Raw genomic sequence first — 21,675 nt, forward strand, 5'->3', positions numbered from 1 at the left:
CGGCTTGACCGGGGCGGGCTGACCCAGCTGGGGCGGGCTGGTGATGTTGATTGTGGCGTGTGGGTGTGACCGTTCGCCCGGTGTCGCTCGGTGGCGGGCTTTCCAGGGCCGGGATGGTCTTTCATGTGGTTGGGCCAGGGGGAAGCGGTTAGCCAAAGGCGGCGCGGATTTGGGTCCAGGCCGCGGCGATAGCGTGTGCCCAGCGCCAGCTGGCGTCGATACGCAGCCGGGTTTGTCGGGCGCTGCAGGTGATGCGGGCGGCCACATGCAGGACGCGGTAGCGGAATGTCGCTATTTCGCAGCGCGCTAACTCGGGGTGGTCGGTGAAGCCGATGAGTTTGGCCCAGGCGATCAGATCGGTTGCTGCCATGATGATTTCGAGCCAGGCGGAATTGGCGTCGAAGGCGTTGAACGGCAAGTTGCGCAGGCCGGTGGCTTTGGCTTGACGGATCCGGTCTTCGACGCGGGCGTGTTGGCGATGCCGCAGTTCCAGCCCGGCGAGCTGACCGAGCACCACACCGTCGGGGGTGTCGGTGAGAAAACCGGTAATGCGGTGTCCCTCGGAGTCGGTGAACCGCAGCTGCGCACCCGGATGCGGGCGTTCCTTACGCAGGATCAACCGGGTACCGCTCGGCCATTTGGACAAGTCCACCAGCTCGGTGGCTTCGGCGACCCAGGCGCCCTCTCGGATGCCGCCGCCGGAATCGATCGCTGGATACCAGCCATCGGCGCTGTGGAGCACCTCGACCGCGTCGCGGATCGGCGCGTCGATTGCTGCTCCCAGGGAAAACCCCACCCCTGATTTGCGGCAGACGGCCGCAAACCCGTAGGTGGCGCCGGCCGAGTCCGAGCGGATCAGCACCTTGGGGGCATCCGGATTGTCCGGGTCGGGGCGGTATTGCGCCGGCAGCGACGCCAACGCCTGCTCAAGCACGCTGATGTGATCGGCGGTGGTATTGCTTCCGGCGTTGCCCTTGCGTAACAGCCCGGCCAGCGCCTCCCCGGCGGCGATGTCGGGGCGGTCCAAAAACACCAGCAGCGGGTGAAACCCGAACGTCTTTTTCCAGGTCGCCGCGGCGTTTTCTTTGTGATCGGAATGATCGACGGTGATGGTCGCATCGACATCCAGATGCAGCCAACCATCACGGTCGGGGGCAGCACCGGCGGCCCAGGCCTGTTGGCGGGCATGGGCACGGGCGGCCCGGATCCGCGGTAGGTGAACGGCGTCGATGCGCTCATCGACCAACCGCCACAGCGTGGTTGTCGAGGCGACCTGACCGAACACGTGCTCACGATCCCCCCACAACTGGCCAACCCCATCGACACAATCAGCACCGTCGGCCACCGCGGCGGCCAGATCGGCGAACACATCCCCGGGCGCATGAATCCACGGCCCTTGGTAGGTGTCGGCCAACGCGGCTGTGACCTGCGAGGACAGCCCGGTCGAATCAGCGATCTCACGCAACATGCCCACCCCGGCGTGCGACACCACGCCATGGCCGTCCGCCGACACTTTGAACCGAGAAACCGCTGCGCTACCCTTCACCTAGAAAGTGCCCTCCCGCTCGGAATGATGGACCTTCAGCAGTCTTATTATCCCTTGCAGGACAGGCACTTTCGCTAAATCAGCAGCGTGTCACGCCAACTCGCGCGCAAAATCCAGGCTAAGCCGTTTCGCGCCCCGCCGCCCGGCCCTGCTCGGCGCGGCGGGCCCGTTGGTGCGCCGTCAGCAGCAGGTGGTCGAACTCCGACCGGGAGTTGGGGGCCACGCCCGATGTGCGGAAGTCCTCGGCGATCTGCTCGGCCAGCGCCCGCAGCTTGACGTTGGTTTCCTGCGACAACCATTTGAGCAGGTCGAACGCGGCGTCGCCGGCGATGCCGTAGACCAGCATCAGCATGCCTTTGGCCTGCTCGATGGCGGCGCGGTTCTGGCTGATGCGGGCCAGCTTCGCGCTGACGGCGTCCTCCTCCTCGTCGGCCGAGGAGGTGAGGTCGACGTAGAAGCCGTGCGTCCCGATCACCTCGCCGTCGTCGTCGCAGAGCTGGTCCCCGACGACGACGACGGAGCGCACCCGGCCACGGGTGTCGATGATCCGGTGGCGGGTGCTGAATGCCTGACGCGTGTGGATCATCCGGTCGAGGCTCGCCGCGACCTGGCCGCGGTCGTCGGGGTGCTTGTGCGCGAGCACCAGGTCGGTCGTCGGGGTGACGCTGCCGGGCTCGTAGCCGAGCATCCGCTGCAGCTGGTCCGACCATTCCCACCGCTGGTCGGCGAAGTGGAACCGGAACCAGCCCACCCGTTGCGGCGTGCCGCCGGCCCGGGCTTGCTCGACGTCCTCGGTGTCGCCGTTGAGATTCCATCCCATCGGTCAACCTGCCTCCCCGGTGGGTTTCGCGGACGGGAGGGCGGCGACCAGGGCCGTCGCCCTCCCGCCGGACGATCAGGCGTCGATGACCTCGCGCTTGACCGCGTTGTCGTTGATCGCCGTGTGCCCGCCGCGGTCGACGGAGATCTTGCGCGGCTTGGCCTTCTCCGCGACCGGGATGTGCAGCCTCAGAACACCCTCGCGGTAGGCGGCCTCGATCTTGTCGGTGTCGAGGTTTTCACCGAGCACGAGCTGGCGGCTGAAGACGCCGCGCGGCCGCTCGGTGGCCAGCATCTCCCGGTTGGGGTCCAGGGCCGGCCGCTCCGCGCGCACGGTCACGACGTTGCGCTCGATGTCGATGTCCAGCGAGTCGGCGGCGATGCCCGGTAGGTCGAATTCGACGACGAAATTCTCACCCTCGCGCCAGGCGTCCATCGGCATCACCGCCGGCCGCGCCGCGGTGCCGAATACCTGTTGGGTGAAGCGGTCCAGATCACGGAACGGGTCGGTGCGCATCAGCATGGCGGTCACCTCTCACTCCTCGTCTTTCGTGGTTAATCCCTTATCTGTGCCGTATGGCATAGATTTTATATAGCACCGTCGACACATCAGTGCAACTGTGGTAGACAAGTTTTCTGTACATGCTAACTGAGGAGATGCGCCGATGCCCGACCAGCCTGGCGACAGCGGTGCGCCGGCGCCGGACCGCGGCGTGTACGGGATCTCGGTGGCCGCCGAACTCTCCGGTGTCGCGGTGCAGTCGCTGCGGCTCTACGAGCGCCACGGACTGCTGACGCCCGCCAGGAGCGAAGGCGGCACGCGGCGCTACAGCGCCGACGACCTGGCCCGGCTGCAGCGCATCAGCGCCCTGGTGGACGACGGCGTCAACCTCGCCGGCATCGCCCGCATCCTGTCGCTCGAGGACGACAACGCCGCGCTGTCCGCGGACAACACCGACCTGCGATCCACCAACCGCAGCCTGCGCGACACCGCCCAGGCCGGCGAGCCCGCCCCGCAGGCCGAACCGCCGCAGCCCTGACCCGTGGCGCGGGCCGCCGATTGTGGGCGCCGGCACGGGGTACCCGGCCAGGTGTGTCCGCAGACCGGCCTGCGAAGGAGTTGCCATGGGAGAAGTGACGGACGCCGGCGCTGCCGCGCACCGGGAAGCCGAGGCCTACCGCGGTGACGAGCCCGTTGCGGGCGCCGTTCACCCGGTACGAGGGCAGCGCCGGCCCCGCCGAAGTCAGCGAGGACGTCCGGGAGCAGGGCCAGTTGCGGCACAGTCTGGGCGAGCTGCTGACCTGTCCGTTCTGCCTCGACATGTGGGTCGCCACGGTGTTCACCATCGGCCTGGTCTTCGCCCCGCGGTTCACCCGGCTGGCCGCGGGCACCTTCACCGTGCTGACCGGTGCCGACTTTCTGCAGCTCGCCTACGCAATGGCCCAACAATCGGCCCAGGGCTGAGCGGCCCCCTTCGGGGCCGGGGCGCCGAGTGTGCGCCCGGCGACGCGCCGTCGTGAGCGCAATCTTGATTTCGACAGTTGCGATCTCGAGGAGACCGAGGACTTCCTGGTCCGCGCCTACGTGCCGATGCGCATCGGCGGCACCGGGTACCCCTCCCGCGCTCGCATCCACCGGCGGTGGGTCGGCTCGGTCAACTTCGACACGATGTCGTTCAGCTACACCCTGAGCTACACGGCCAAGCCGCTGGGGCGCATCTGCCTGTGCCGGGTGCACTCCGGCCGGATCGAGGAGAACTTCGTCGGCGGCTCCCGGGACGTCTTCGCCCCCGGCGATCTGGCGCTGCTGACACCGCCGGACCTGCCCTTCTCCGGCCGCGTCTGCGCCGCCGACTACGACCTGACGATGTTCGACACGGCCCAGCTGGCGCGCGTCGCCGCGACCGCGCCCAACACGCGGTCCGCGAGTGTGCGGCTGACCGGGCACCGTCCCGTCTCGGTCGCGGCGGCCCGACAGCTCGCCGCGACGATCGACTATCTCCACGAACTGGCGGCCGCGCACCCGAAGCCGTCGGAGCTGCTCGCGGGCACCGCCGCCGCGCACCTGGCGGCCGCCGTGCTCAGCGCGTTCCCCAACAACGCGCTGACCGAGCCCACCGCCGCCGACCGCGGCGACGCGACGCCGGCGCTGTTGCGCCGCGCGCTGGCCTACATCGACGAGTTCGCCCACACCGATATCGCGATCACCGACATCTCGGCCCACGTCTACGCCACCCCGCGCGCCGTGCAGTACGTGTTCCGCCGGCACCTGGACATGACCCCGATGCAGTACCTGCGGCGGGTCCGGCTGGACCGCGCGCACCGCGACCTGATCGAGTCGGACCCGGGCGCGACCACCGTGGGCGCCGTCGCAGCGCAGTGGGGATTCGCCCACCAGGGCCGCTTCGCCAGGTTCTACCGCCAGACCTACGGCAGGAGCCCCAACCAGACGCTGACCACCTGACTCTGCGCGCGATCGAAAGCTTGGGCACGCCAAGCTGTTTCGGGGGCTGCAGCGGTCCTGAGTTTCGGCGACCGCAGGACGGGTACGGGCCAGGCATGAAGGCTGTCACATGGCACGGCAAGCGCGACGTCCGGGTGGAGTCGGTTCCCGATCCCAGGATCGAGAAGCCCACCGACGCGATCATCGAGGTCACCTCGACCAACATCTGCGGCTCCGACCTGCACCTCTACGAGGTGCTCGGGGCCTTCATGAAGCCCGGTGACGTACTGGGCCACGAGCCGATGGGGATCGTCCGCGAGGTCGGTGGCCAAACGGGTGACCTGCGGGTCGGCGACCGCGTCGTCATCCCCTTCCAGATCTCGTGCGGCAACTGCTACATGTGCGACAAGCAGCTCTACACCCAGTGCGAGACCACCCAGGTGCGCGACAAGGGCATGGGGGCGGCGCTGTTCGGCTACTCGGAGCTCTACGGCGAGGTGCCCGGCGGGCAGGCCGAACTGCTGCGCGTGCCCCAGGCCCAGTTCACGCACATCAAAGTGCCTGAGGGGCCGCCGGATTCGCGCTTCGTCTACCTGTCCGACGTGCTGCCCACCGCCTGGCAGGCGGTGGCCTACGCCGACATCCCGGAGGGCGGCACGGTGGCGGTGCTCGGCCTGGGCCCGATCGGGGACATGGCCGCGCGCATCGCCGACCATCTCGGTCACCGGGTCATCGCGGTGGACCTGGTGCCCGAGCGGCTGGCGCGGGCCGCGCAGCGCGGCATCCACACCGTCGACCTGGGCCGGCTAGACGGGCCGCTCGGCGACGCGATCCGCGACCTGACCGACGGCCGGGGCCCGGACTCGGTGATCGACGCGGTGGGCATGGAGGCGCACGGCTCGCCGGTGGCCCACGTCGCCCAGCAGGCCACCGCCATGCTGCCCGACGCGGTCGGCAAGCGGCTGATGCAGACCGCCGGAATCGACCGGCTGGCCGCCGTGCACTCGGCCATCGACATCGTGCGGCGCGGCGGGACGATCTCGCTGGCCGGTGTCTACGGCGGGATGGCGGACCCCTTCCCGATGCTGGTCATGTTCGACAAGCAGGTGACGGTGCGGATGGGCCAGGCCAACGTCAAGCGCTGGGTGGACGACATCATGCCGCTGCTGACCGACGACGACCCCCTGGGCGTGGACACGTTCGCGACCCACGCGCTGCCCCTGGACCAGGCGCCGCACGGTTACGAGATCTTCCAGAAGAAGCAGGACGGCGCGGTGAAGGTGTTGCTCAGGCCGTGACCGTCGGGGGCCCGGCCCGGCTCGGCCCGCAAAAGCCCTGTCTGGCAAGGCATCTCCGCGCGCAGGTTTGATTGCCGCGCCTCTCGGGTATGAAGTGCGCCATGACAACCGCCGACGCACCCGTCCCCACGCCCACCGGCGAAGTGTGGCCGGGCAAGGCCTACCCGCTGGGCGCCACCTACGACGGCGCGGGGACCAACTTCGCGGTCTTCTCCGAGGTGGCCGAGCGCGTGGAGCTGTGCCTGTTCGACGCCGACGGCGCCGAGGCGCGGGTGCCGATGCCCGAGGTCGACGGCTTCGTCTGGCACGCCTACATCCCCGGCATCGAACCCGGCCAGCGCTACGGCTACCGGGTGCACGGGCCCCACGACCCGGAGAACGGGCTGCGGTGCAACCCGAACAAGCTGCTGGTGGACCCGTACTCGAAGGCCATCGACGGCACCTTCGAGTGGAACCAGTCCCTGTTCGGCTACGACTTCGGTGACCCCGACACCCGCAACGACGAGGACTCCGCGCCCAGCATGCCCAAGTCGGTGGTCATCAGCCCCTACTTCGACTGGGGCAACGACCGGCCGCCGGACCACCAGTACGCCGACTCGGTGATCTACGAGGCGCACGTCAAGGGCCTGACCCAGACCCACCCCGACATCCCCGAACAGATGCGCGGCACCTACGCCGCGGTGGCGCACCCGGTGGTCATCGAGCACCTCAAGAGCATCGGCGTCACCGCGATCGAGTTGATGCCGGTGCACCACTTCGCCAACGACTCGACCCTGGTCGACAAGGGCCTGTCGAACTACTGGGGCTACAACACGATCGGGTTCTTCGCGCCCGACTTCAAATACTCCAGCTCGAAGTCCCCGGGCGGCCAGGTGCAGGAGTTCAAGGCGATGGTGCGCGCCCTGCACGAGGCGGACATCGAGGTCATCCTGGACGTCGTCTACAACCACACCGCCGAGGGCAACCACATGGGCCCGACGCTGTGCATGCGCGGCATCGACAACGCCGCCTACTACCGGCTGGTCGACGACGACAAGAAGTACTACATGGACTACACCGGCACGGGCAACAGCCTCAACGTCGGGCATCCGCACGCGCTGCAGCTGATCATGGACTCGCTGCGCTACTGGGTCCTCGACATGCACGTCGACGGCTTCCGGTTCGACCTGGCCTCCACGCTGGCCCGCGAGTTCTACGACGTGGACCGGCTGGCCACGTTCTTCGAACTCGTGCAACAGGATCCGACCGTCAGCCAGGTCAAGCTCATCGCGGAACCCTGGGACGTCGGACCGGGCGGCTACCAGGTGGGCAACTTCCCGCCGCAGTGGACGGAGTGGAACGGCAAGTACCGCGACACCGTCCGCGACTTCTGGCGGGGCGAGCCCGCCACGCTCGACGAGTTCGCCTACCGGCTGTCGGGCTCGGCCGACCTCTACGAGCACACCGCGCGCCGCCCGGTGGCCTCGATCAACTTCGTCACCGCCCACGACGGGTTCACGCTGCGGGATTTGGTGTCCTACAACGAGAAGCACAACGACGCCAACGGCGAGGACAACAACGACGGCGAGAGCCACAACCGCTCGTGGAACTGCGGCGCCGAGGGGCCGACCGAGGACGCGCACGTCAACGAACTGCGCGCCCGCCAGCAGCGCAACTTCCTGACCACGCTGCTGCTCTCCCAGGGTGTGCCGATGATCTGCCACGGCGACGAACTCGGCCGCACCCAGGACGGCAACAACAACGGCTACTGCCAGGACAACGAGCTCACCTGGATCGACTGGGCCGGCGCCGACACCGGCCTGCTGGAGTTCACCCGCACCGTGTCGGCGTTGCGTGCCGAGCACCCGGTGTTCCGCCGGCGCCGGTTCTTCTCCGGCAAGCCGCTGGGCCGGCGCGGTCAGGACGGCCTGCCCGACATCTCCTGGTTCACCCCCGAGGGTGCGGAGATGACCGAGGAGGACTGGGGTGCCGGATTCGCCAAGTCGGTCACGGTGTTCCTCAACGGTCACGGCATCCCCGGCCGCGATGCACGCGGTCAGCGGGTGGTCGACGACTCGTTCCTGCTGTGCTTCAACGCCCACCACGAGCCGATCGAATTCACCCTCCCGCCAAAGGAATTCGGGGCCGCCTGGCAGGTGGTGGTGTTCACCGGGCCGGAGGAGAGGACTCCGGCCGACGAGGTTCCCGGGGGCGGCAAGCTGACCGTGGAGGCCTACGCCGCCGTGGTGTTGCGGGCCCCGGACGGCGCCTGACGAGGACACCGATCCCGCCGGTTCCGCGACATCGGCTCCGTCCATTGCGCACACCGGCGAAGCTATGGAGCCCCACCCCGACGCGCGTCTGCGGGCATCGCTGGCCCGGTACGGCCGGGCCGCGGTCACGCCGTCGACCGCGGCCAGTCGATCTCGACGGCGTTGACCCTGCTGCTGCTGGTCACCGCCACGGTGGCGGCCCGCCCCGACCGGCGCTCGCTGATCCGCCTGCTCGGGGTCCTCGCCGGCTTCCCGGTCGTCGTGGCGCTGTCGCGGGCGGCGTTCCTGGCGGCCGGCCTCGGGCAGCACGCGGAGTGGAGCCTGTCGATCGTGGTGGGCACGCTGGTCGTCGGGACGGTCACCTTCTACCTGAGCCAGCGCGAGCAGCGGGTGCTGAGCGAGAAGGAGCTGGTCAGCAAGCAACGCGCCGACGCCGAGGCGCGTTATCGCATTCTCGCCGACAATGCCGTGGACATCATCGTGCACCTGCGCGGCGGCGCGGCCGCATGGATCTCGCCGTCGGTGGAGGCCGCGCTGGGTGGACCGCCACAACGGTGGGTCGGCGCGGACCTGAGCCGCCGCATCCACCCGGACGACATGGACACGGTGGTGGCCGCGCCCGGATCGCCGAGAAGATTCGCTCGCGGGTCGCCGAACCGATCCACGAGCCCGGCTGCACGCTCACGGTGACGCTGAGCATGGGCGTCACGATCGCCGTGCCCGGGGAGGCGGTCACCTCGATCACGGCCCGCGCCGACGCGGCGATGTAACAGGCCAAATCGGGCGACCGGAACACCGTCATCCGTATCTCAACGAGCAGGGCACCGCGATCCGGTAGGTTGCACGCCAGTGGGTGACTCGTTACAGAAAAGGGTGAATATGTCACGGACAGTGGTGGTGGGAGCCTCGAGCGGCCTCGGGCGCTGCATTGGTGTCGGCCTCGCGCGGCGCGGCGATCAGGTGGCGCTGCTCGCCCGGCGCCGGGAGCGGATCGAGGCCGCCGCCCGAGAGGCGGGGGACGGCGCGATCGCCGTCGAATGCGACGTCACCGACGAGGCCGCGTGCCGCGCCGCCGTCCGGGAGGCCGCCGACGCGCTCGGCGGCATCGACAACCTCGTCTACACCCCGGCCGTCGGGCCGCTGGTCCGCATGGTCGACACCGACGCCGAGACCTGGCGGCGCATCTTCGACACCAACGTGATCGGCGCGGCGCTGGTCACGGCCGCGGCGGTGCCGTACCTGACGTCCGCTCCGGGCAAGGAAGCGGGCAAGGCGGTCTACCTGTCCTCCGACGCGGGAACCTTCGGGCCGCCCTGGCCGGGGCTGGGGGCCTACGGCGTCAGCAAGGCGGCGCTGGAGCGGCTCGTCGAGGCCTGGCGGGCCGAGCATCCCGACATCGGCTTCACGACGCTCATCGTGGGGGAGTGCCCCGGCGGCGAGGGCGACGCGGCGACGGGGATGAACATCGGCTGGGACATGGACCTGGCGATGAAGGCCGTCCCGCTGTGGGCGTCCCGCGGCTGCATGCCCGGCAAGCTGATGCCCGTCGAGGACCTCATCGAGGTCGTGCACACGATCCTGCGCACGGACGCGGCGACGTCGATGCCGCTCGTGGTGGCCCGCGGCGCGCCCGCCGCCACCGCGGCGTTCGCGGACCCCGCCCCGTCGTCACAGCCGTAACGCCGGCGCCGGCTCAGCGGCCGAGCTTCTCGCGGACCTTGCCGGTGAGGAAGCGCCCGGCCGAGACCGGCCGGAACGCGCGGGCGGCGGCGGTGAGCGCGTCTCGGGACTCCGCGGGCAGCTCGACGTCGGCGGCGGCGACGTTGAACTCGAGCTGCTCGACGCTGGAGGCCCCGGGGATGGCGACGACGCCCGGCAGGCTGATCAGCCACGCCAGCGCCACCTGGGCCGGCTTGGCACCCACCTGCGCGGCGACGTCGCGCAACGTCTGCAGCAGCGGCTCGATGCGGCGCAGGTTCTCGGTGCCGAACAGCGGGTTGAGCGCGCGGATGCCCCCCGGCCGGTTGTCCAGGCCGTATTTGCCGCCCAGCAGGCCCTGGGCCAGCGGGCTGTAGGCGATCACGACGCGGTTCTCGCGCTCGGCGAACGGGACCAGGTCCTCGAGCGCGCCGGCGTGGGCGAGCGAGAAATGGACCTGGTTGCTGATCACCGGGCGGCCGAGCGCGGCGTCGGCCTTGCGCCACCGCGCCAGCGAGTAGTTGGAGACCCCGGCCGCGCCGATCCTGCCGCGCTCCAGCAGGTCACGCATGCCGGGCATGATCACCGAGTCCGGGAACACCGGGTTCGGCTGGTGGATCTGGTAGAGCGGGATGCGGTCCAGCCCCAGCCGCCGCGCGCTGGCGGACTCGCGCTGCCTGACCACGGCGGGGAAGGGGGCGACGGGCATGATCTTGCTGGCCACCGCGACCTCCGCACGCTCGGCGCCGAGCGCCTCGCCGAGGATGCGCTCGCTCTTGCCCAGCCCGTACACCTCGGCGGTGTCGAACAGCGTCACCCCCAGGGCGCGGGCCCGCCGCACGATGTCACCGGCGGCGCCGGCGGCGTAGCGGTCCCCGTAACCCCACTCGCGCGACCCGAACTGCCATGTGCCCAGGCCGATCCGGCTGACCCGTCCGACCCCGTCGACGTCGACATATCGCATGCGCCCACCCTACTGGCCCGCGCCCACCCTACTGGCCCGTGCCCACCCTACTGGCCCGTGCCCACCCTACTGGCCCGCCCTACTGGGGGATCTTGTCGAGGATGTAGTTGGCGATGCTCACCGCGGACTGGCGCGGGATGTGGCCGTCAGTCGTGCCGCTGCAGGACACGTAGAGGTCGACCACCACGTTGGACCGGGCCGCGATCGCGCGCACGGAGCGCACCTGGAGCCCGCGCGGCACCAGGTCCAGCGTGGTGATGCCGTCACCGGCGTCGGCGGGTTCGCCCAGCGAAAACGGGATCGCTTGCCCGCCGGGGACGGTCACCGCGACGGTGGAGCCGCCGCAGTCGCGCCACCCGGACAGCAGCTTCGCCAGCTGCGACCGGGCCGCGGCCGGGTCGCGGAAGGCCGCGACCGCCAGGATCGCCTGCGTCGACTTGAGGAAGCTGCGCGTGTCGGAGAACTCCGCCGCGCGGTAGCCGAAGATGGAGCCGGCGGTGTAGGCGTCCGGGGTCCCCGGCGCGACGCTTCCCCAGCACTGCGGGCGGTCGATGGTGCCCTCCCGGTCGGAGCGGGCCGGGTGGTCCCACGTCTGGCCGGCCACGAGGTTCTGGTCGCCGGTGATGTTCTGCAGGTCGCTCAGGGCGGGCAGCAGCGTGCCCACGGCGTTCGGCGCCACCGTGGGCACCGGCGCGGCGGTGGTGGCGGGCGCGCCGGGGGCCGCGGTGTGGCGCGAGGTGGAGGCGGCCAGCGTGGCCCAGGCGATCAGCGCGAACACCGCCAGCATGACGAAGGCGTACGACAGCGCCACCCCGGCCACCGCGCGGCCGTGGCCACGCTCGCCGCTGCGCCGGATCTGTGCGAGCGCCACGTGTCCCAGCAGCGCGCCGACGGGGGCGCACAGGAACGCGAAGATCAGCGACAGCGTGGCGACCGCGTTGACGGGCGCGGGGTAGGGGGTCACCGGCGGGGGCGGGAGAAAGGGCGGGCCCGCGGGTGGGCCGGCGTACGGAACCCGGCCGAGCGGGTCGTAGCTGAACGGGCCCTGTCCGTAGGGATCCTGGCCGTAGGGATCCTGGCCGTAGGGGTCCTGGCCGTAGGAGCCGGCGGAATCGTGGGGAGCGCTCACTGCGGTGCCCTCCTCGGTGTGGGTCCTGCCGCGAATGTATCCGACGCTGGGCCGGGGTGCGCCAAGGGTTCGTCCGCGTCCTCCCGGAAAATTGCTGGGGACCGGCCGCGGGCGGGCCCCGGATCGCGGTGCGACCGGCGCCGGGAAGGTTTGGCATCGGGGGCGACGGGTAGCCGGAACGGGAGCGCGCCAACAGCCCGGCGCGCGAGCCGCGACCATGAAGGGGAGGACATCATGGCTCGATCCACCATCACGTCGCCCACCGATGTGATCGACTTTCTCGTTAGCCAGCACGAGCAGATCAAGTCGCTGTTCGCCAACGCCTTGGCGGCCTCCGGCGAGGCCCGGGAGAAGGCCTTCGTCGATCTGCGGCGTCTGCTCGCCGTGCACGAGACCGCCGAGGAGGAGATCGTGCACCCGCGGGCGAAGCGCAAGCTCGCCGACGGTGCCGAGGTCGTCGACAAGCGCCTGAAGGAGGAGCACGAGGCCAAGACGGTGCTGCAGAAGCTGGAGAAGCTCGACGTCGACAGCGAGGAATTCACCAAGATGTTGACCGAGCTGCGCGACGCCGTCGTCGAGCACGCGACCCACGAGGAGAAGGACGAGTTCGCCAAGCTGGGTGAGCAGTTGGACGGCGAGGAGCTCGAGACCATGGGCCGTGCCGCCAAGCTCGCCGAGGCGATCGCCCCCACCCGTCCGCACGCCGGAGTGGAGTCGCAGGTCGCCAACCTCGTCGCGGGACCGTTCGCGGCGATGCTCGACCGCGCCCGCGACGCCATCACCGGCAAGGGCTGACTCACAGGGTGTTTCGCACCCATCGGCAACGGTAAGCCCAGGGACATACGTAACGTCCCTGGGCTCCTTCCTGTGTTGCGAGGCGTTCACTCCCGACAAGCTGGTGCGCCAGGCCGTGCGCGCCGAATCCGCGGGCTTCGAACGCCTGTGGATCTCCGACCACTTCCACCCGTGGAACGACCAGCAGGGCCAGAGCCCCTTCGTGTGGTCGGTGATCGGCGCGCTGTCCCAGGCCTGTTCGCTGCCGGTCACCACGGCGGTCACCTGCCCCATCGTGCGGATCCACCCGTCGGTGATCGCGCAGGCCGCCGCGACACCGGGGAGGCGCTCAACGAGCACATCACCGGCGAGCACTGGCCACCCGCGGGCACCCGGCTGGAGATGCTGGAGGAGTCGGTGGAGGTGATGCGCGAGCTGTTCACCGGCAAGCAGGTCAGCCACACCGGGCGGTTCTTCACGGTGGAGAACGCCCGCATCTACGCGCTGCCCAAAGCTCCCGTCCCCATGTACATCTCGGCCTTCGGGCCGCGCGCGGCGCGCGTCGCCGGGCGCATCGGCGACGGGTTCCAGACGATGATGCCCTCGAGCGAGCTGATCGCGGAGTTCCGCGAGGCCGGCGGGGCCGGCAAGCCGTGCCAGGCCGGCCTCAAGGTGTGCCACGCCGCCTCCGCAGAGGAGGGCGTGCGCACCGCCCACCGTCTGTGGGCCAACGAGTACCTGCCCGGCGAGCTGGGCCAGATACTGCCCACGCCAACGTATTTGGAGCTGGCCTCCACGCTGGTCCCCGAATCCGCGGTGGCAGAGGCCGTCCCGTGCGGCGCGGATCCCAAGCCGTACGTCGAGCGGGTCCGGGAGTTCACCGACGCCGGCTTCGACGAGGTGTACATCCAGCAGATCGGCCCGGACCAGGACGCCTTCTTCGAGTTCTGGGAAGCCAAGGTCGCCCCGGAGCTGGCCGCCTGAGGGTTGCGATGACCGCGACGACGAGCAGTGCCGCGCCCTACCCGCCGCGGGATCGGGGCCTCGGGTCGCTGCGGAGCGCGGCCGAGCACTGCCGCGGCTGCGACCTGTTCCGCCATGCGACGCAAACGGTGTTCGGGCACGGGGATTCGGGCGCCCCGCTGATGCTGGTCGGCGAGCAGCCCGGGGACCGGGAGGACCTCGCCGGCCTGCCGTTCGTTGGGCCGGCCGGACGGCTGCTCGGCCGCGCGCTAAAGGACGCCGGCATAGTCCTCGGGGACCCCGGGGCGACCTACCAGACCAACGCCGTGAAGCATTTCAAGTTCACCCGCACATCCGGTATGGCGGATACACCAGAAGCCGCGCCGCTCCGAGGTCGTCGCCTGCCGGCCCTGGCTGCTCGCCGAGATCGGGTCGGTGCGGCCGCGGGTGGTCGTCTGCCTCGGCGCGACCGCCGCACAGTCGCTGCTGGGGGCGGCGTTTCGGGTGTCCGCCCACCGCGGCGAGGTGCTGGGGCCGCCCCCCCGAGGTCGAGGAGGGGGTCGCTCCCGGGCCGGCGCCCGCCATCGTGGCGACGGTGCACCCCTCGGCGGTGCTGCGCGACCGCAGCGACCGCCACGACGAGGCCTACAAGTCGTTCGTCGACGACCTGCTGCGCGCGCGGGGCGCGCTCACGTAGGCGATCTCACCCGGGCGGCGGCAGGGTCCGGGCGAGCACCTGCGCGGTGTGCACCGGGTGCCGGCCGGAGGCCAGTTCCCGGATCTGGGTGCGGCAGCTGAACCCGTCGGAGATCACCAGCGTGCCGGGATCGGCGTCGCGCAGGGCCGGCAGCAGCTTGTCCTCGGCGCAGGCCACCGATACGTCGTAGTGGCCGTTCTCGAAGCCGAAATTGCCTGCCAGGCCGCAACATCCGGCGTCGAGGACGTCGACGTGCACCCGGCGCCGGCGAGCAGGTCGCGCTCGTGGGTGTAGCCCAGCAGCGCATGCTGATGGCAGTGCTGTTGCACGATGGCCTGAGTGGCATCGGTGGTCCCGGCGCTGACCCGGGGCGGCTTCCAGTCGGGGGCCCTGTCGGCCAGCAGGTCGCCCAGGGTGTAGGTCTGATCGGCCAGCCGATGGGCGTCGGTGTCGTCGTACAGCAGCTCCGGCAGGTCGGAGCGGAACACCGCCGCGCAGCTGGGCTCGAGCACCACCACCGGTGTGCCGCTGCGCAGCGCCGGGCGAAGGGCCGAAAGCGTCCGCCGCAGAACGCGTGTGGCGACGCCGAGTTGTCCGGTCGAAATCCAGGTGAGCCCGCAGCACACGGTCCGGCGCGGAACCTCCACCTCGAAGCCGGCCGCCTCGAGCACCGCCACGGCGGCCTGCCCGACCGCGGGGTCGAAGTTGTTGACGAACGTGTCGGGCCACAGCAGCACCCGCCCGCGGGTCGGGGCGGTGACGCCGAGCGGCCGCCCGGCGAACCACGAACTGAACCGCTGCGGCGCGAAGTTCGGCAGCTCGCGCTGCGGGGCGATGCCGCCGGCCTTCTTGAGCAGGCCCGACAACGCGGGAGCGTGCGACACGGCGTTGAGCGCGCGCGGCGCCACCGCGGCCAGCCGCGCCCACAGCGGAATCCAGCCCATCGAATAGTGCGCCATCGGCCGGAACCGGTGCCGGTAGTGGTGGAACAGGAACTCGGCCTTGTAGGTGGCCATGTCGACGTTGACCGGGCAGTCGCTGCGGCAACCCTTGCAGGCCAGGCACAGATCGAGCGCGTCGTGCACCTCGGCGGAGCGCCACCCGTCGGTGATGACGTCGCCCTGCAGCATCTCGAACAGCAGCCGCGCCCGCCCGCGGGTGGAATGCTCCTCCTCCCCGGTGGCCCGGTAACTGGGGCACATCACCCCGGACTCGTGGCCGCGGCACTTGCCGACGCCCATGCAGCGGGCCGCGGCGTGCGCGAAGCGGTGGTGGTCGTCGGGATAGGCGAACATCGTCTCGGGCTCTGCGGGAAGGTAATCGACCCCCATGCGCAGGTTCCCGTCGAGCCGGTGGGCGTTGACGACCTTGCCGGGGTTCATCCGGTTGTGCGGGTCGAACAGCGCCTTGACCTTCTCGAACGCCCCGACGATGCGGTCCTCGAACATGATCGGCAGCAACTCCCCGCGCGACTGCCCGTCGCCATGCTCGCCGGACAGCGAGCCCCCGTAGCTCACGACGAGCCGCGCCGCCTCCTCGGCGAAGTCCCGGTAGGCGGCCAGCCCCTCGGCGGTCCACAACACGAACGGGATCCGGGTGTGCACGCAGCCCTGCCCGAAATGCCCGTACAGCGAGGCGCCCCCGTAGCCGTAGCGGTCGAGCATTTTGAGGACCTCGCGCAGGTAGTCACCCAGCCGGTCCGGGGGCACCGCCGAATCCTCCCAGCCCGCGAGGGTTTGGCGTCCGTTGGGCGGGAACGCGGTGGCACCCAGCGCGGCCTCGCGGGCGGCCCACACCTCCTGCTTGCTGCCCGGGTCGTCCAGCACCGTGGTGTCGCACTCCGCCACACCGTCCAGCGCGTGCAGCATCGCCTTGGCCGTGCGGTCGGCCTCGTCCTGGTCGTCGCCGTCGAACTGCACCAGCAGCCAGGCCCGGCCGTCCGGCAGCTGTCGCAGCGCCTTCTCGGCCAGCCGCCGGGAGTGCTCGAGTTCGACCAGCCGGTCGTCCATGCCCTCCAGCGCCGCCGGCTGATGCTCGAGGATGGCCGGCACCGCGTCGGCGGCCGCGGGCAGGTCCTCGAAACCCAGGACGGCCAGGGCGCTGGCCGCGGGCACCCGCACCAGGGTCAGCTCGGCGCGCAGCACCGTCACCAGGGTGCTCTCGGAGCCGACCAGCGCCTTGGCCACATGAAAGTCGTTCTCGGGCAACAACGAATCCAGGTTGTAGCCCGAAACCCTTCTGGGGATGTCCGGGTAGCGGGACCGGATGTCGTCGGCGTACTCGCCGGCGAGGTCCTTGAGGCCGCGGTAGATCTCGGCGCGCCGGCCGCCCCCGGCGACGATGCGGGCGAACTCGTCGTCGCCGGTCGCACCCACCCACATCCGCAGCCCGTCGTAGGTGAGCACCTCCAGGCGCCGCACCGAGTCGACCATCTTGCCGTAGGCCTGCGCGGTCGACCCGCACGAGTTGTTGCCGATCATGCCGCCGATCGCGCAGCTGACGTGCGTGGAGGGCCGGGGACCGACCATCCAGCCCGACGACTTCAACCGGTCGTTGAGTTGGTCGAGCTTGATGCCGGGCTCCACCACGGCGATCCCGGCGTCGGCGTCGACGGAGACGACGCGCGTGCAGTACTTGCTCCAGTCGATCACCACCGCGGCGTTGCAGCACTGCCCGGCCAGGCTGGTGCCGCCCCCGCGGGACAACACGGGCACGTCGTAGCGTCGGCAGACGGCGACGGCGACGGCGTCGGCCGCGGCCTCCGGGGTGCGGGGCACCACGACGCCGACGGGCACCTGGCGGTAGTTGGAGGCGTCGGTGGAATAGGCCGCCCGCGAGCCCGGATCGAAGCGGATCTCCCCGTCCACGGTGTCGCGCAGATCCGCTGCCAGTGCGTCGAACAACTTCGGGGCCGGGCCCGCCTTCGCGGTCACTCCACCTCCTGGTCGGCTGTCAACTTGTGCGGTACTTGTCGATGTCACCGGCCCGGAGGGTCAGCCCGTGGCCCGGCGCGCCCGGGTCGGGCCGCATCGCGCCGCCCTGCGGTGACACCGTGCCGTCGAAGGCCATCTGTTCGATGCGGGCGTGGTCGTGGAAGTACTCCAGGTGGCGCAGGTTGCGGGTGGCCGCGCCGGCGTGCAGATGCAGATGCGGTCCGCAGTGAGCGGAGATCTCCAGGTTGTAAGCCGCGGCGACCGCCGCCACCCGCAGCCATTCGGTGATCCCCCCGCAGCGCGACACGTCGGCCTGCAGGCAGTCCACCGCACCGGCCTGGCACATGCGCCGGAAGTAGATCAGGTCGTAGCCGTACTCGCCGGCGGTCACGTCGGCCTCGACCGCCTCGGCGACCACGCGCAGCCCGTCGAGATCGTCGGAGGAGACCGGCTCCTCGAACCAGCGCACGTCCAACTCGGCCGCGTCGGCCATCAGGCGGACCGCCTGCTTGCGGGTGTAGCCGCCGTTGGCGTCGACGTAGAGTTCCACCCCGTCGCCGACCGTCTCCCGGGCCTGCCGCATCCGGGCCAGGTCGCGGCCCAGGCAGGTGCCCCACGATTCGCCGATCTTGATCTTCACCCGCGGGATCTCCAGCCGCTGCGTCCAGCGCAGCAGCTGTTCGCGCAGCTGCTGCTCGTCGTAGGTGGTGAAGCCGCCGCTGCCGTACACCGGGACCGCGTCGCGCACCGCCCCGAGCAGCCGGTGCAGGGGAAGCCCCAGCAGCCGCGCCTTGAGGTCCCACAGCGCGACGTCGATCGCCGAAATGGCTTGCCCGGCAACGCCGGGCCGGCCGATGTTGCGCACCGCCTTGATCATGGTGTCGGAGGCCCCGGTGACGTCCAGCGCGTTGTGGCCGACCACCACGTCGGTGAGCTTGCCCTCGATCAGATCGGCGCACACCGGGCTGCCGTAGGTCCAGCCCGTGCCGAGCACGCCCTCGCAGGAGACCTGCACCACGATCATCGTGGTCGAATCCCACGCGATCGTGCCGTCGGCCTCGGGGGCGTCGGTCGGGATCGTGTAGGCGCTGACGTTCAGGCCGCCGACCGCGGTGCTCTTCTCGGCCAATGCTGAGGAGGCCATGTCCCCTCAGCTCTTCTTGTGCGGCAGGAACTCCTGCGCCTTGGTCTTCAGGCCCACCTTGACGAACCCGACCCTGTCCTCGTCGCCCGACAGGACCGCGGTGGTGGCCGCCTTGAACTGGTCCCAGGTGGCGTGCGGCGGGATCGGTGGCATGTTCGGGTCGGTGTGCACGTCCATCACGGTGGGACGGTCGGCCGACAGCGCCTCGCGCCAGGCGTCGCCGAGTTCCTCGGGGTCCTTGATGGCCATCGCGTGCAGGCCCAGGCTGGATGCGAACGCCGCGAAGTCGATGTCGGGAAGGCTTTGGGACTCCGTGAATTTCGGGGCTCCTGCCATGGCGCGCATCTCCCAGGTGACCTGGTTGAGGTCGTTGTTGTGCAGGATCGCCACGATCAGGCGCGGGTCGGCCCACTCCTTCCAGTACCGCTTGATGGTGATGAGCTCGGCCATGCCGTTCATCTGCATGGCGCCGTCACCGGCGAACACGATGACCGGGCGCTGTGGGTGCGCGAACTTCGCGCCGATGCCGTAGGGGACCCCGGGCCCCATCGTGGCGAGGTTGCCCGACAGGGAGCCGCGCATGCTGCCGCGGAACTTCAGGCACCGCGCGTACCAGTTGGCCGACGAGCCGGAATCTGCTGTGACGATCGCGTTGTCGGGCAGCTGGGGGGACAGCTCGGAGAACAACCGCAGCGGGTTGATCGGGTCCGCGCTGACCTTGGACTCCATGTCGATGGTCTCCCACCACCGGGCCACGTTCTTCTCGATGGTTTCGCGCCAGGACCGGTCCTCTTTGCGCCGCAGGTGCGGAATCAGGGCCCGCAGCGCGGATTTCGCGTCGGAGACCAGGTTCACCTCGTTGGGGTAGCGCATGCCGATCATCTTGCCGTCGACGTCGATCTGCACCGCGCGGCACTGGTCGAAGTCGGGCAGGAACTGCGTGTACGGGAAGCTGGAACCGATGGTCAGCAGGGTGTCGCAGTCGCGCATCAGCTCATAGCTGGGCCGCGTGCCCAGCAGGCCGATCGACCCGGTGACCCACGGCAGTTCGTCGGACAGCACGTCCTTGCCCAGCAGCGGCTTGGCGGCCCCGGCGCCGAGCAGGTCGGCGACCTGGGCGACTTCCTCGTGGGCGCCCCGCGCGCCGCTGCCCACCAGCATCGCCACCTTGCTGCCCGCGTTGAGCACCTCGGCCGCCCGCGCGATGCCGGCGTCGTCGGGGTCGATCGACGGCCACTCGATGCCCAGACTGGAGGGCACCATCTTGAATTCGTGGGTGGGCGGCGAGTACTCGAGCTCCTGCACGTCCGCCGGGATGATCAGCGCCGTCGGGGCGCGTTGGGTCATCGCCACCCGGATGGCGCGGTCGAGCACGTTGGGCAATTGCTCAGGGACGGTGATCATCTGGAGGTAGTCGCTGGCGACGTCCTTGAACAGCGTCATCAGGTCCACCTCCTGCTGGTAGGACCCGCCCATGGCGCTGCGGTTGGTCTGGCCGACGATGGCCACCACCGGGACGTGGTCGAGCTTGGCGTCGTAGAGGCCGTTGAGCAGGTGGATGGCGCCGGGCCCCGACGTGGCCATGCACACCCCGACGCGGCCGGTGAACTTGGCGTAGCCGCATGCCTCGAAGGCGCTCATCTCCTCGTGGCGCGACTGGACGAATTGTGGCTTGTTGTCGGCGCGGCCCCACGCGGCGAGGATCCCGTTGATCCCGTCGCCGGGGAACGCGAAGACATGCTCGACATCCCAGGCCCGCAGGCGCTCCAGCAGGTAGTCGGCAACGTCTTTCTTGGACATCGGTTTTCCTCCTCAATCGAATACTTCTGGCCTGGCTCAGTACGAAGTGGCCGAACGAAAATGCGGGTGGTGTGCCGACGCGACGAGGCGCGCCGACCCGGCGCGGTCGCCGGCGATCATCGGCCCCGCCGGCGCAGCAGCCGCGCCGCCGCCCCGACGCCGGCGGCGAGCGCGCCGCCGGCCGCGCTGCCGAGCAGCCCGTGGTGCTGGGACGCCCACAGCTGCAGGCTGCGGGCAGACGACTGGTTGTCGAAGATGCCGTGGGCCCCGTAGTCGCGGCCGCCGCTTCCGTCGGCCGGCTCCCACAGGTTGGCCGGCTGCCCGGGGGGCCGGGGGTCCTTGGTCTGCTGGGAGTCGAACCCGTTCCGTGCCAGGTAGCGGTCCAACAACCCGGGCGCGAGGGCATTGCCGGCCAGCGTCGCGGCCGTGCTCCCCCCGACCCAGTACTCGCGCCGCCGGGGATGGTCCGCGGCGTGCAGCACCGCCCGCGCGGCCACCTCGGGTTGGTAGATCGGCGGAACCGGCTGGGCCTGGCGCGGCAGCCGCGACAGCACCCACGAGAACTGCGGGGTGTTGACCGCCGGCATCTGCACCATGGTGACGCGGACCTTGCTGCGCTCGTGCAGCAGTTCGCAGCGCAGCGATTCGTTGAAACCCTGAATCGCATGCTTGCCGCCGCAGTACGCGCTCTGCAGCGGGATGCCCCGGTAGGCCAGCGCCGAACCCACCTGCACGATGGTCCCGGAGTTGCGGGGCCGCATCCGGCGCAGCGCCGCCATGGTGGAGTAGACGTAGCCGAGGTAGGTGACCTCGGTGACGCGCCGGAACTCGTCCGGCTCGATCTCCCAGAACGGCGCGAAAACCGAGGTGAACGCCACGTTCACCCAGACGTCGATGGGCCCGAAAGCCCGCTCGACCTCTTCGGCCGCCGACTCGCACTCCTGCGGGTCGGCGACGTCGGTGGGCACGGCATGCGCCTTCCCGCCGGCGGCCTCCACGTCCCGCGCCGCGCCGTTCAGCCCCTGCTCGCCGCGGGCGAGCAGACCCACCTGTGCGCCGCGCGCGCCGAACGCTCTGGCCGTCGCGCGCCCGATGCCCCCGCTCGCACCGGTGACGACCACGGTCTGGCCCGAATGGGCTGCCTTCCCCACATAGCGCCGGGTACCCGCATCCGACGGCGTTATTCCTGGATTTGGCCGAAGCCGCTTACCGCGC

At 70.4% G+C, this 21,675-nt stretch carries 17 protein-coding genes and 3 pseudogenes; 10 read left to right on the plus strand and 10 right to left on the minus strand.

Annotated features, from left to right (window positions below; genetic code table 11):
- Window positions 1-148: 148 nt before the first annotated feature.
- The 3 genes from ACJ512_RS07230 to ACJ512_RS07240 form a co-directional block, all read right to left on the minus strand.
- Complete coding sequence (locus ACJ512_RS07230) at window positions 149-1,546, minus strand: IS1380 family transposase (protein ID WP_407689789.1); 1,398 nt, start codon at window positions 1,544-1,546, stop codon at window positions 149-151.
- A gap of 118 nt (window positions 1,547-1,664) precedes the next feature.
- A complete protein-coding gene (locus ACJ512_RS07235) occupies window positions 1,665-2,366 on the minus strand; it encodes a PAS and ANTAR domain-containing protein (RefSeq protein ID WP_407689053.1) in 702 nt (233 codons plus the stop codon).
- A gap of 75 nt (window positions 2,367-2,441) precedes the next feature.
- Window positions 2,442-2,888, minus strand: coding sequence for an Hsp20/alpha crystallin family protein (locus ACJ512_RS07240; protein ID WP_407689062.1), 447 nt, complete (start codon window positions 2,886-2,888; stop codon window positions 2,442-2,444).
- Between the two features lie 142 nt (window positions 2,889-3,030).
- Between ACJ512_RS07240 and ACJ512_RS07245 the strand changes: the two genes are divergently transcribed.
- The 7 genes and pseudogenes from ACJ512_RS07245 to ACJ512_RS07275 all read left to right on the plus strand — a co-directional run bounded on the left by ACJ512_RS07245 (window position 3,031) and on the right by ACJ512_RS07275 (window position 10,038).
- On the plus strand, window positions 3,031-3,405 hold the full coding sequence (locus tag ACJ512_RS07245) for a MerR family transcriptional regulator (RefSeq protein WP_407689054.1): 375 nt from the start codon (window positions 3,031-3,033) through the stop codon (window positions 3,403-3,405).
- A gap of 140 nt (window positions 3,406-3,545) precedes the next feature.
- Window positions 3,546-3,830: pseudogene (locus tag ACJ512_RS07250) on the plus strand (DUF1360 domain-containing protein); the annotation flags it as partial.
- 30 nt (window positions 3,831-3,860) lie between these two features.
- Complete coding sequence (locus ACJ512_RS07255) at window positions 3,861-4,829, plus strand: helix-turn-helix transcriptional regulator (RefSeq protein ID WP_407689055.1); 969 nt, start codon at window positions 3,861-3,863, stop codon at window positions 4,827-4,829.
- Between the two features lie 95 nt (window positions 4,830-4,924).
- The gene (locus ACJ512_RS07260) at window positions 4,925-6,106 is read left to right on the plus strand and encodes a zinc-dependent alcohol dehydrogenase (RefSeq protein WP_407689056.1); all 1,182 of its coding nucleotides are present in this window, start codon (window positions 4,925-4,927) and stop codon (window positions 6,104-6,106) included.
- 101 nt (window positions 6,107-6,207) lie between these two features.
- Entirely contained in the window at window positions 6,208-8,358 is a 2,151-nt protein-coding gene (glgX, locus tag ACJ512_RS07265) for a glycogen debranching protein GlgX (protein WP_407689057.1), read from the plus strand.
- A 162-nt stretch (window positions 8,359-8,520) separates the two neighbouring features.
- A complete protein-coding gene (locus tag ACJ512_RS07270; protein ID WP_407689058.1) occupies window positions 8,521-9,048 on the plus strand; it encodes a PAS domain-containing protein in 528 nt (175 codons plus the stop codon).
- A gap of 201 nt (window positions 9,049-9,249) precedes the next feature.
- Window positions 9,250-10,038: an SDR family oxidoreductase gene (locus ACJ512_RS07275; RefSeq protein ID WP_407689063.1), complete on the plus strand. Its 789-nt coding sequence runs from the start codon at window positions 9,250-9,252 to the stop codon at window positions 10,036-10,038.
- A 13-nt stretch (window positions 10,039-10,051) separates the two neighbouring features.
- On the opposite strand, the gene ACJ512_RS07280 is transcribed toward ACJ512_RS07275, so the two are convergent.
- On the minus strand, window positions 10,052-11,020 hold the full coding sequence (locus ACJ512_RS07280) for an aldo/keto reductase (protein ID WP_407689059.1): 969 nt from the start codon (window positions 11,018-11,020) through the stop codon (window positions 10,052-10,054).
- Between the two features lie 79 nt (window positions 11,021-11,099).
- On the minus strand, window positions 11,100-12,149 hold the full coding sequence (locus ACJ512_RS07285) for a sensor domain-containing protein (protein WP_407689060.1): 1,050 nt from the start codon (window positions 12,147-12,149) through the stop codon (window positions 11,100-11,102).
- Between the two features lie 234 nt (window positions 12,150-12,383).
- On the opposite strand from ACJ512_RS07285, the gene ACJ512_RS07290 reads away from it, so the two are divergent.
- The 3 genes and pseudogenes from ACJ512_RS07290 (at window position 12,384) to ACJ512_RS07300 (ending at window position 14,583) form a co-directional block, all read left to right on the plus strand.
- On the plus strand, window positions 12,384-12,944 hold the full coding sequence (locus tag ACJ512_RS07290) for a hemerythrin domain-containing protein (protein WP_407689061.1): 561 nt from the start codon (window positions 12,384-12,386) through the stop codon (window positions 12,942-12,944).
- 58 nt (window positions 12,945-13,002) lie between these two features.
- Window positions 13,003-13,907, plus strand: a pseudogene (locus ACJ512_RS07295) (TIGR03557 family F420-dependent LLM class oxidoreductase).
- 8 nt (window positions 13,908-13,915) lie between these two features.
- Window positions 13,916-14,583, plus strand: a pseudogene (locus ACJ512_RS07300) (UdgX family uracil-DNA binding protein).
- 6 nt (window positions 14,584-14,589) lie between these two features.
- Here ACJ512_RS07300 and ACJ512_RS07305 read toward each other — a convergent pair.
- The 5 genes from ACJ512_RS07305 to ACJ512_RS07325 all read right to left on the minus strand — a co-directional run bounded on the left by ACJ512_RS07305 (window position 14,590) and on the right by ACJ512_RS07325 (window position 21,581).
- The gene (locus tag ACJ512_RS07305; protein ID WP_407689576.1) at window positions 14,590-14,760 is read right to left on the minus strand and encodes a hypothetical protein; all 171 of its coding nucleotides are present in this window, start codon (window positions 14,758-14,760) and stop codon (window positions 14,590-14,592) included.
- Complete coding sequence (locus tag ACJ512_RS07310) at window positions 14,697-17,516, minus strand: FAD-binding and (Fe-S)-binding domain-containing protein (protein WP_407689577.1); 2,820 nt, start codon at window positions 17,514-17,516, stop codon at window positions 14,697-14,699. The genes ACJ512_RS07305 and ACJ512_RS07310 overlap by 64 nt, the downstream gene beginning before the upstream one ends.
- 19 nt (window positions 17,517-17,535) lie before the next feature.
- Complete coding sequence (locus tag ACJ512_RS07315) at window positions 17,536-18,660, minus strand: enolase C-terminal domain-like protein (RefSeq protein ID WP_407689578.1); 1,125 nt, start codon at window positions 18,658-18,660, stop codon at window positions 17,536-17,538.
- A gap of 6 nt (window positions 18,661-18,666) precedes the next feature.
- Window positions 18,667-20,460 carry a thiamine pyrophosphate-requiring protein gene (locus ACJ512_RS07320; RefSeq protein WP_407689579.1) on the minus strand — a complete coding sequence of 598 codons (1,794 nt, stop codon included), beginning with the start codon at window positions 20,458-20,460 and terminating at the stop codon, window positions 18,667-18,669.
- A gap of 116 nt (window positions 20,461-20,576) precedes the next feature.
- A complete protein-coding gene (locus ACJ512_RS07325; protein ID WP_461480100.1) occupies window positions 20,577-21,581 on the minus strand; it encodes an SDR family oxidoreductase in 1,005 nt (334 codons plus the stop codon).
- Window positions 21,582-21,675 lie beyond the last annotated feature (94 nt).

It is taken from the genome of Mycobacterium cajalii, assembly GCF_045809005.2.
Classification (GTDB): domain Bacteria; phylum Actinomycetota; class Actinomycetes; order Mycobacteriales; family Mycobacteriaceae; genus Mycobacterium.

Excerpts from the sequence above, each read along its gene's own strand:
- ACJ512_RS07260 (WP_407689056.1), top strand. The coding sequence starts at position 4,925 with ATGAAGGCTGTCACATGGCACGGCAAGCGCGACGTCCGGGTGGAGTCG.
- ACJ512_RS07320 (WP_407689579.1), bottom strand. The coding sequence starts at position 20,460 with ATGTCCAAGAAAGACGTTGCCGACTACCTGCTGGAGCGCCTGCGGGCC.
- glgX (WP_407689057.1), top strand. The coding sequence starts at position 6,208 with ATGACAACCGCCGACGCACCCGTCCCCACGCCCACCGGCGAAGTGTGG.
- ACJ512_RS07290 (WP_407689061.1), top strand. The coding sequence starts at position 12,384 with ATGGCTCGATCCACCATCACGTCGCCCACCGATGTGATCGACTTTCTC.
- ACJ512_RS07240 (WP_407689062.1), bottom strand. The coding sequence starts at position 2,888 with ATGCTGATGCGCACCGACCCGTTCCGTGATCTGGACCGCTTCACCCAA.
- ACJ512_RS07245 (WP_407689054.1), top strand. The coding sequence starts at position 3,031 with ATGCCCGACCAGCCTGGCGACAGCGGTGCGCCGGCGCCGGACCGCGGC.
- ACJ512_RS07315 (WP_407689578.1), bottom strand. The coding sequence starts at position 18,660 with ATGGCCTCCTCAGCATTGGCCGAGAAGAGCACCGCGGTCGGCGGCCTG.
- ACJ512_RS07280 (WP_407689059.1), bottom strand. The coding sequence starts at position 11,020 with ATGCGATATGTCGACGTCGACGGGGTCGGACGGGTCAGCCGGATCGGC.
- ACJ512_RS07235 (WP_407689053.1), bottom strand. The coding sequence starts at position 2,366 with ATGGGATGGAATCTCAACGGCGACACCGAGGACGTCGAGCAAGCCCGG.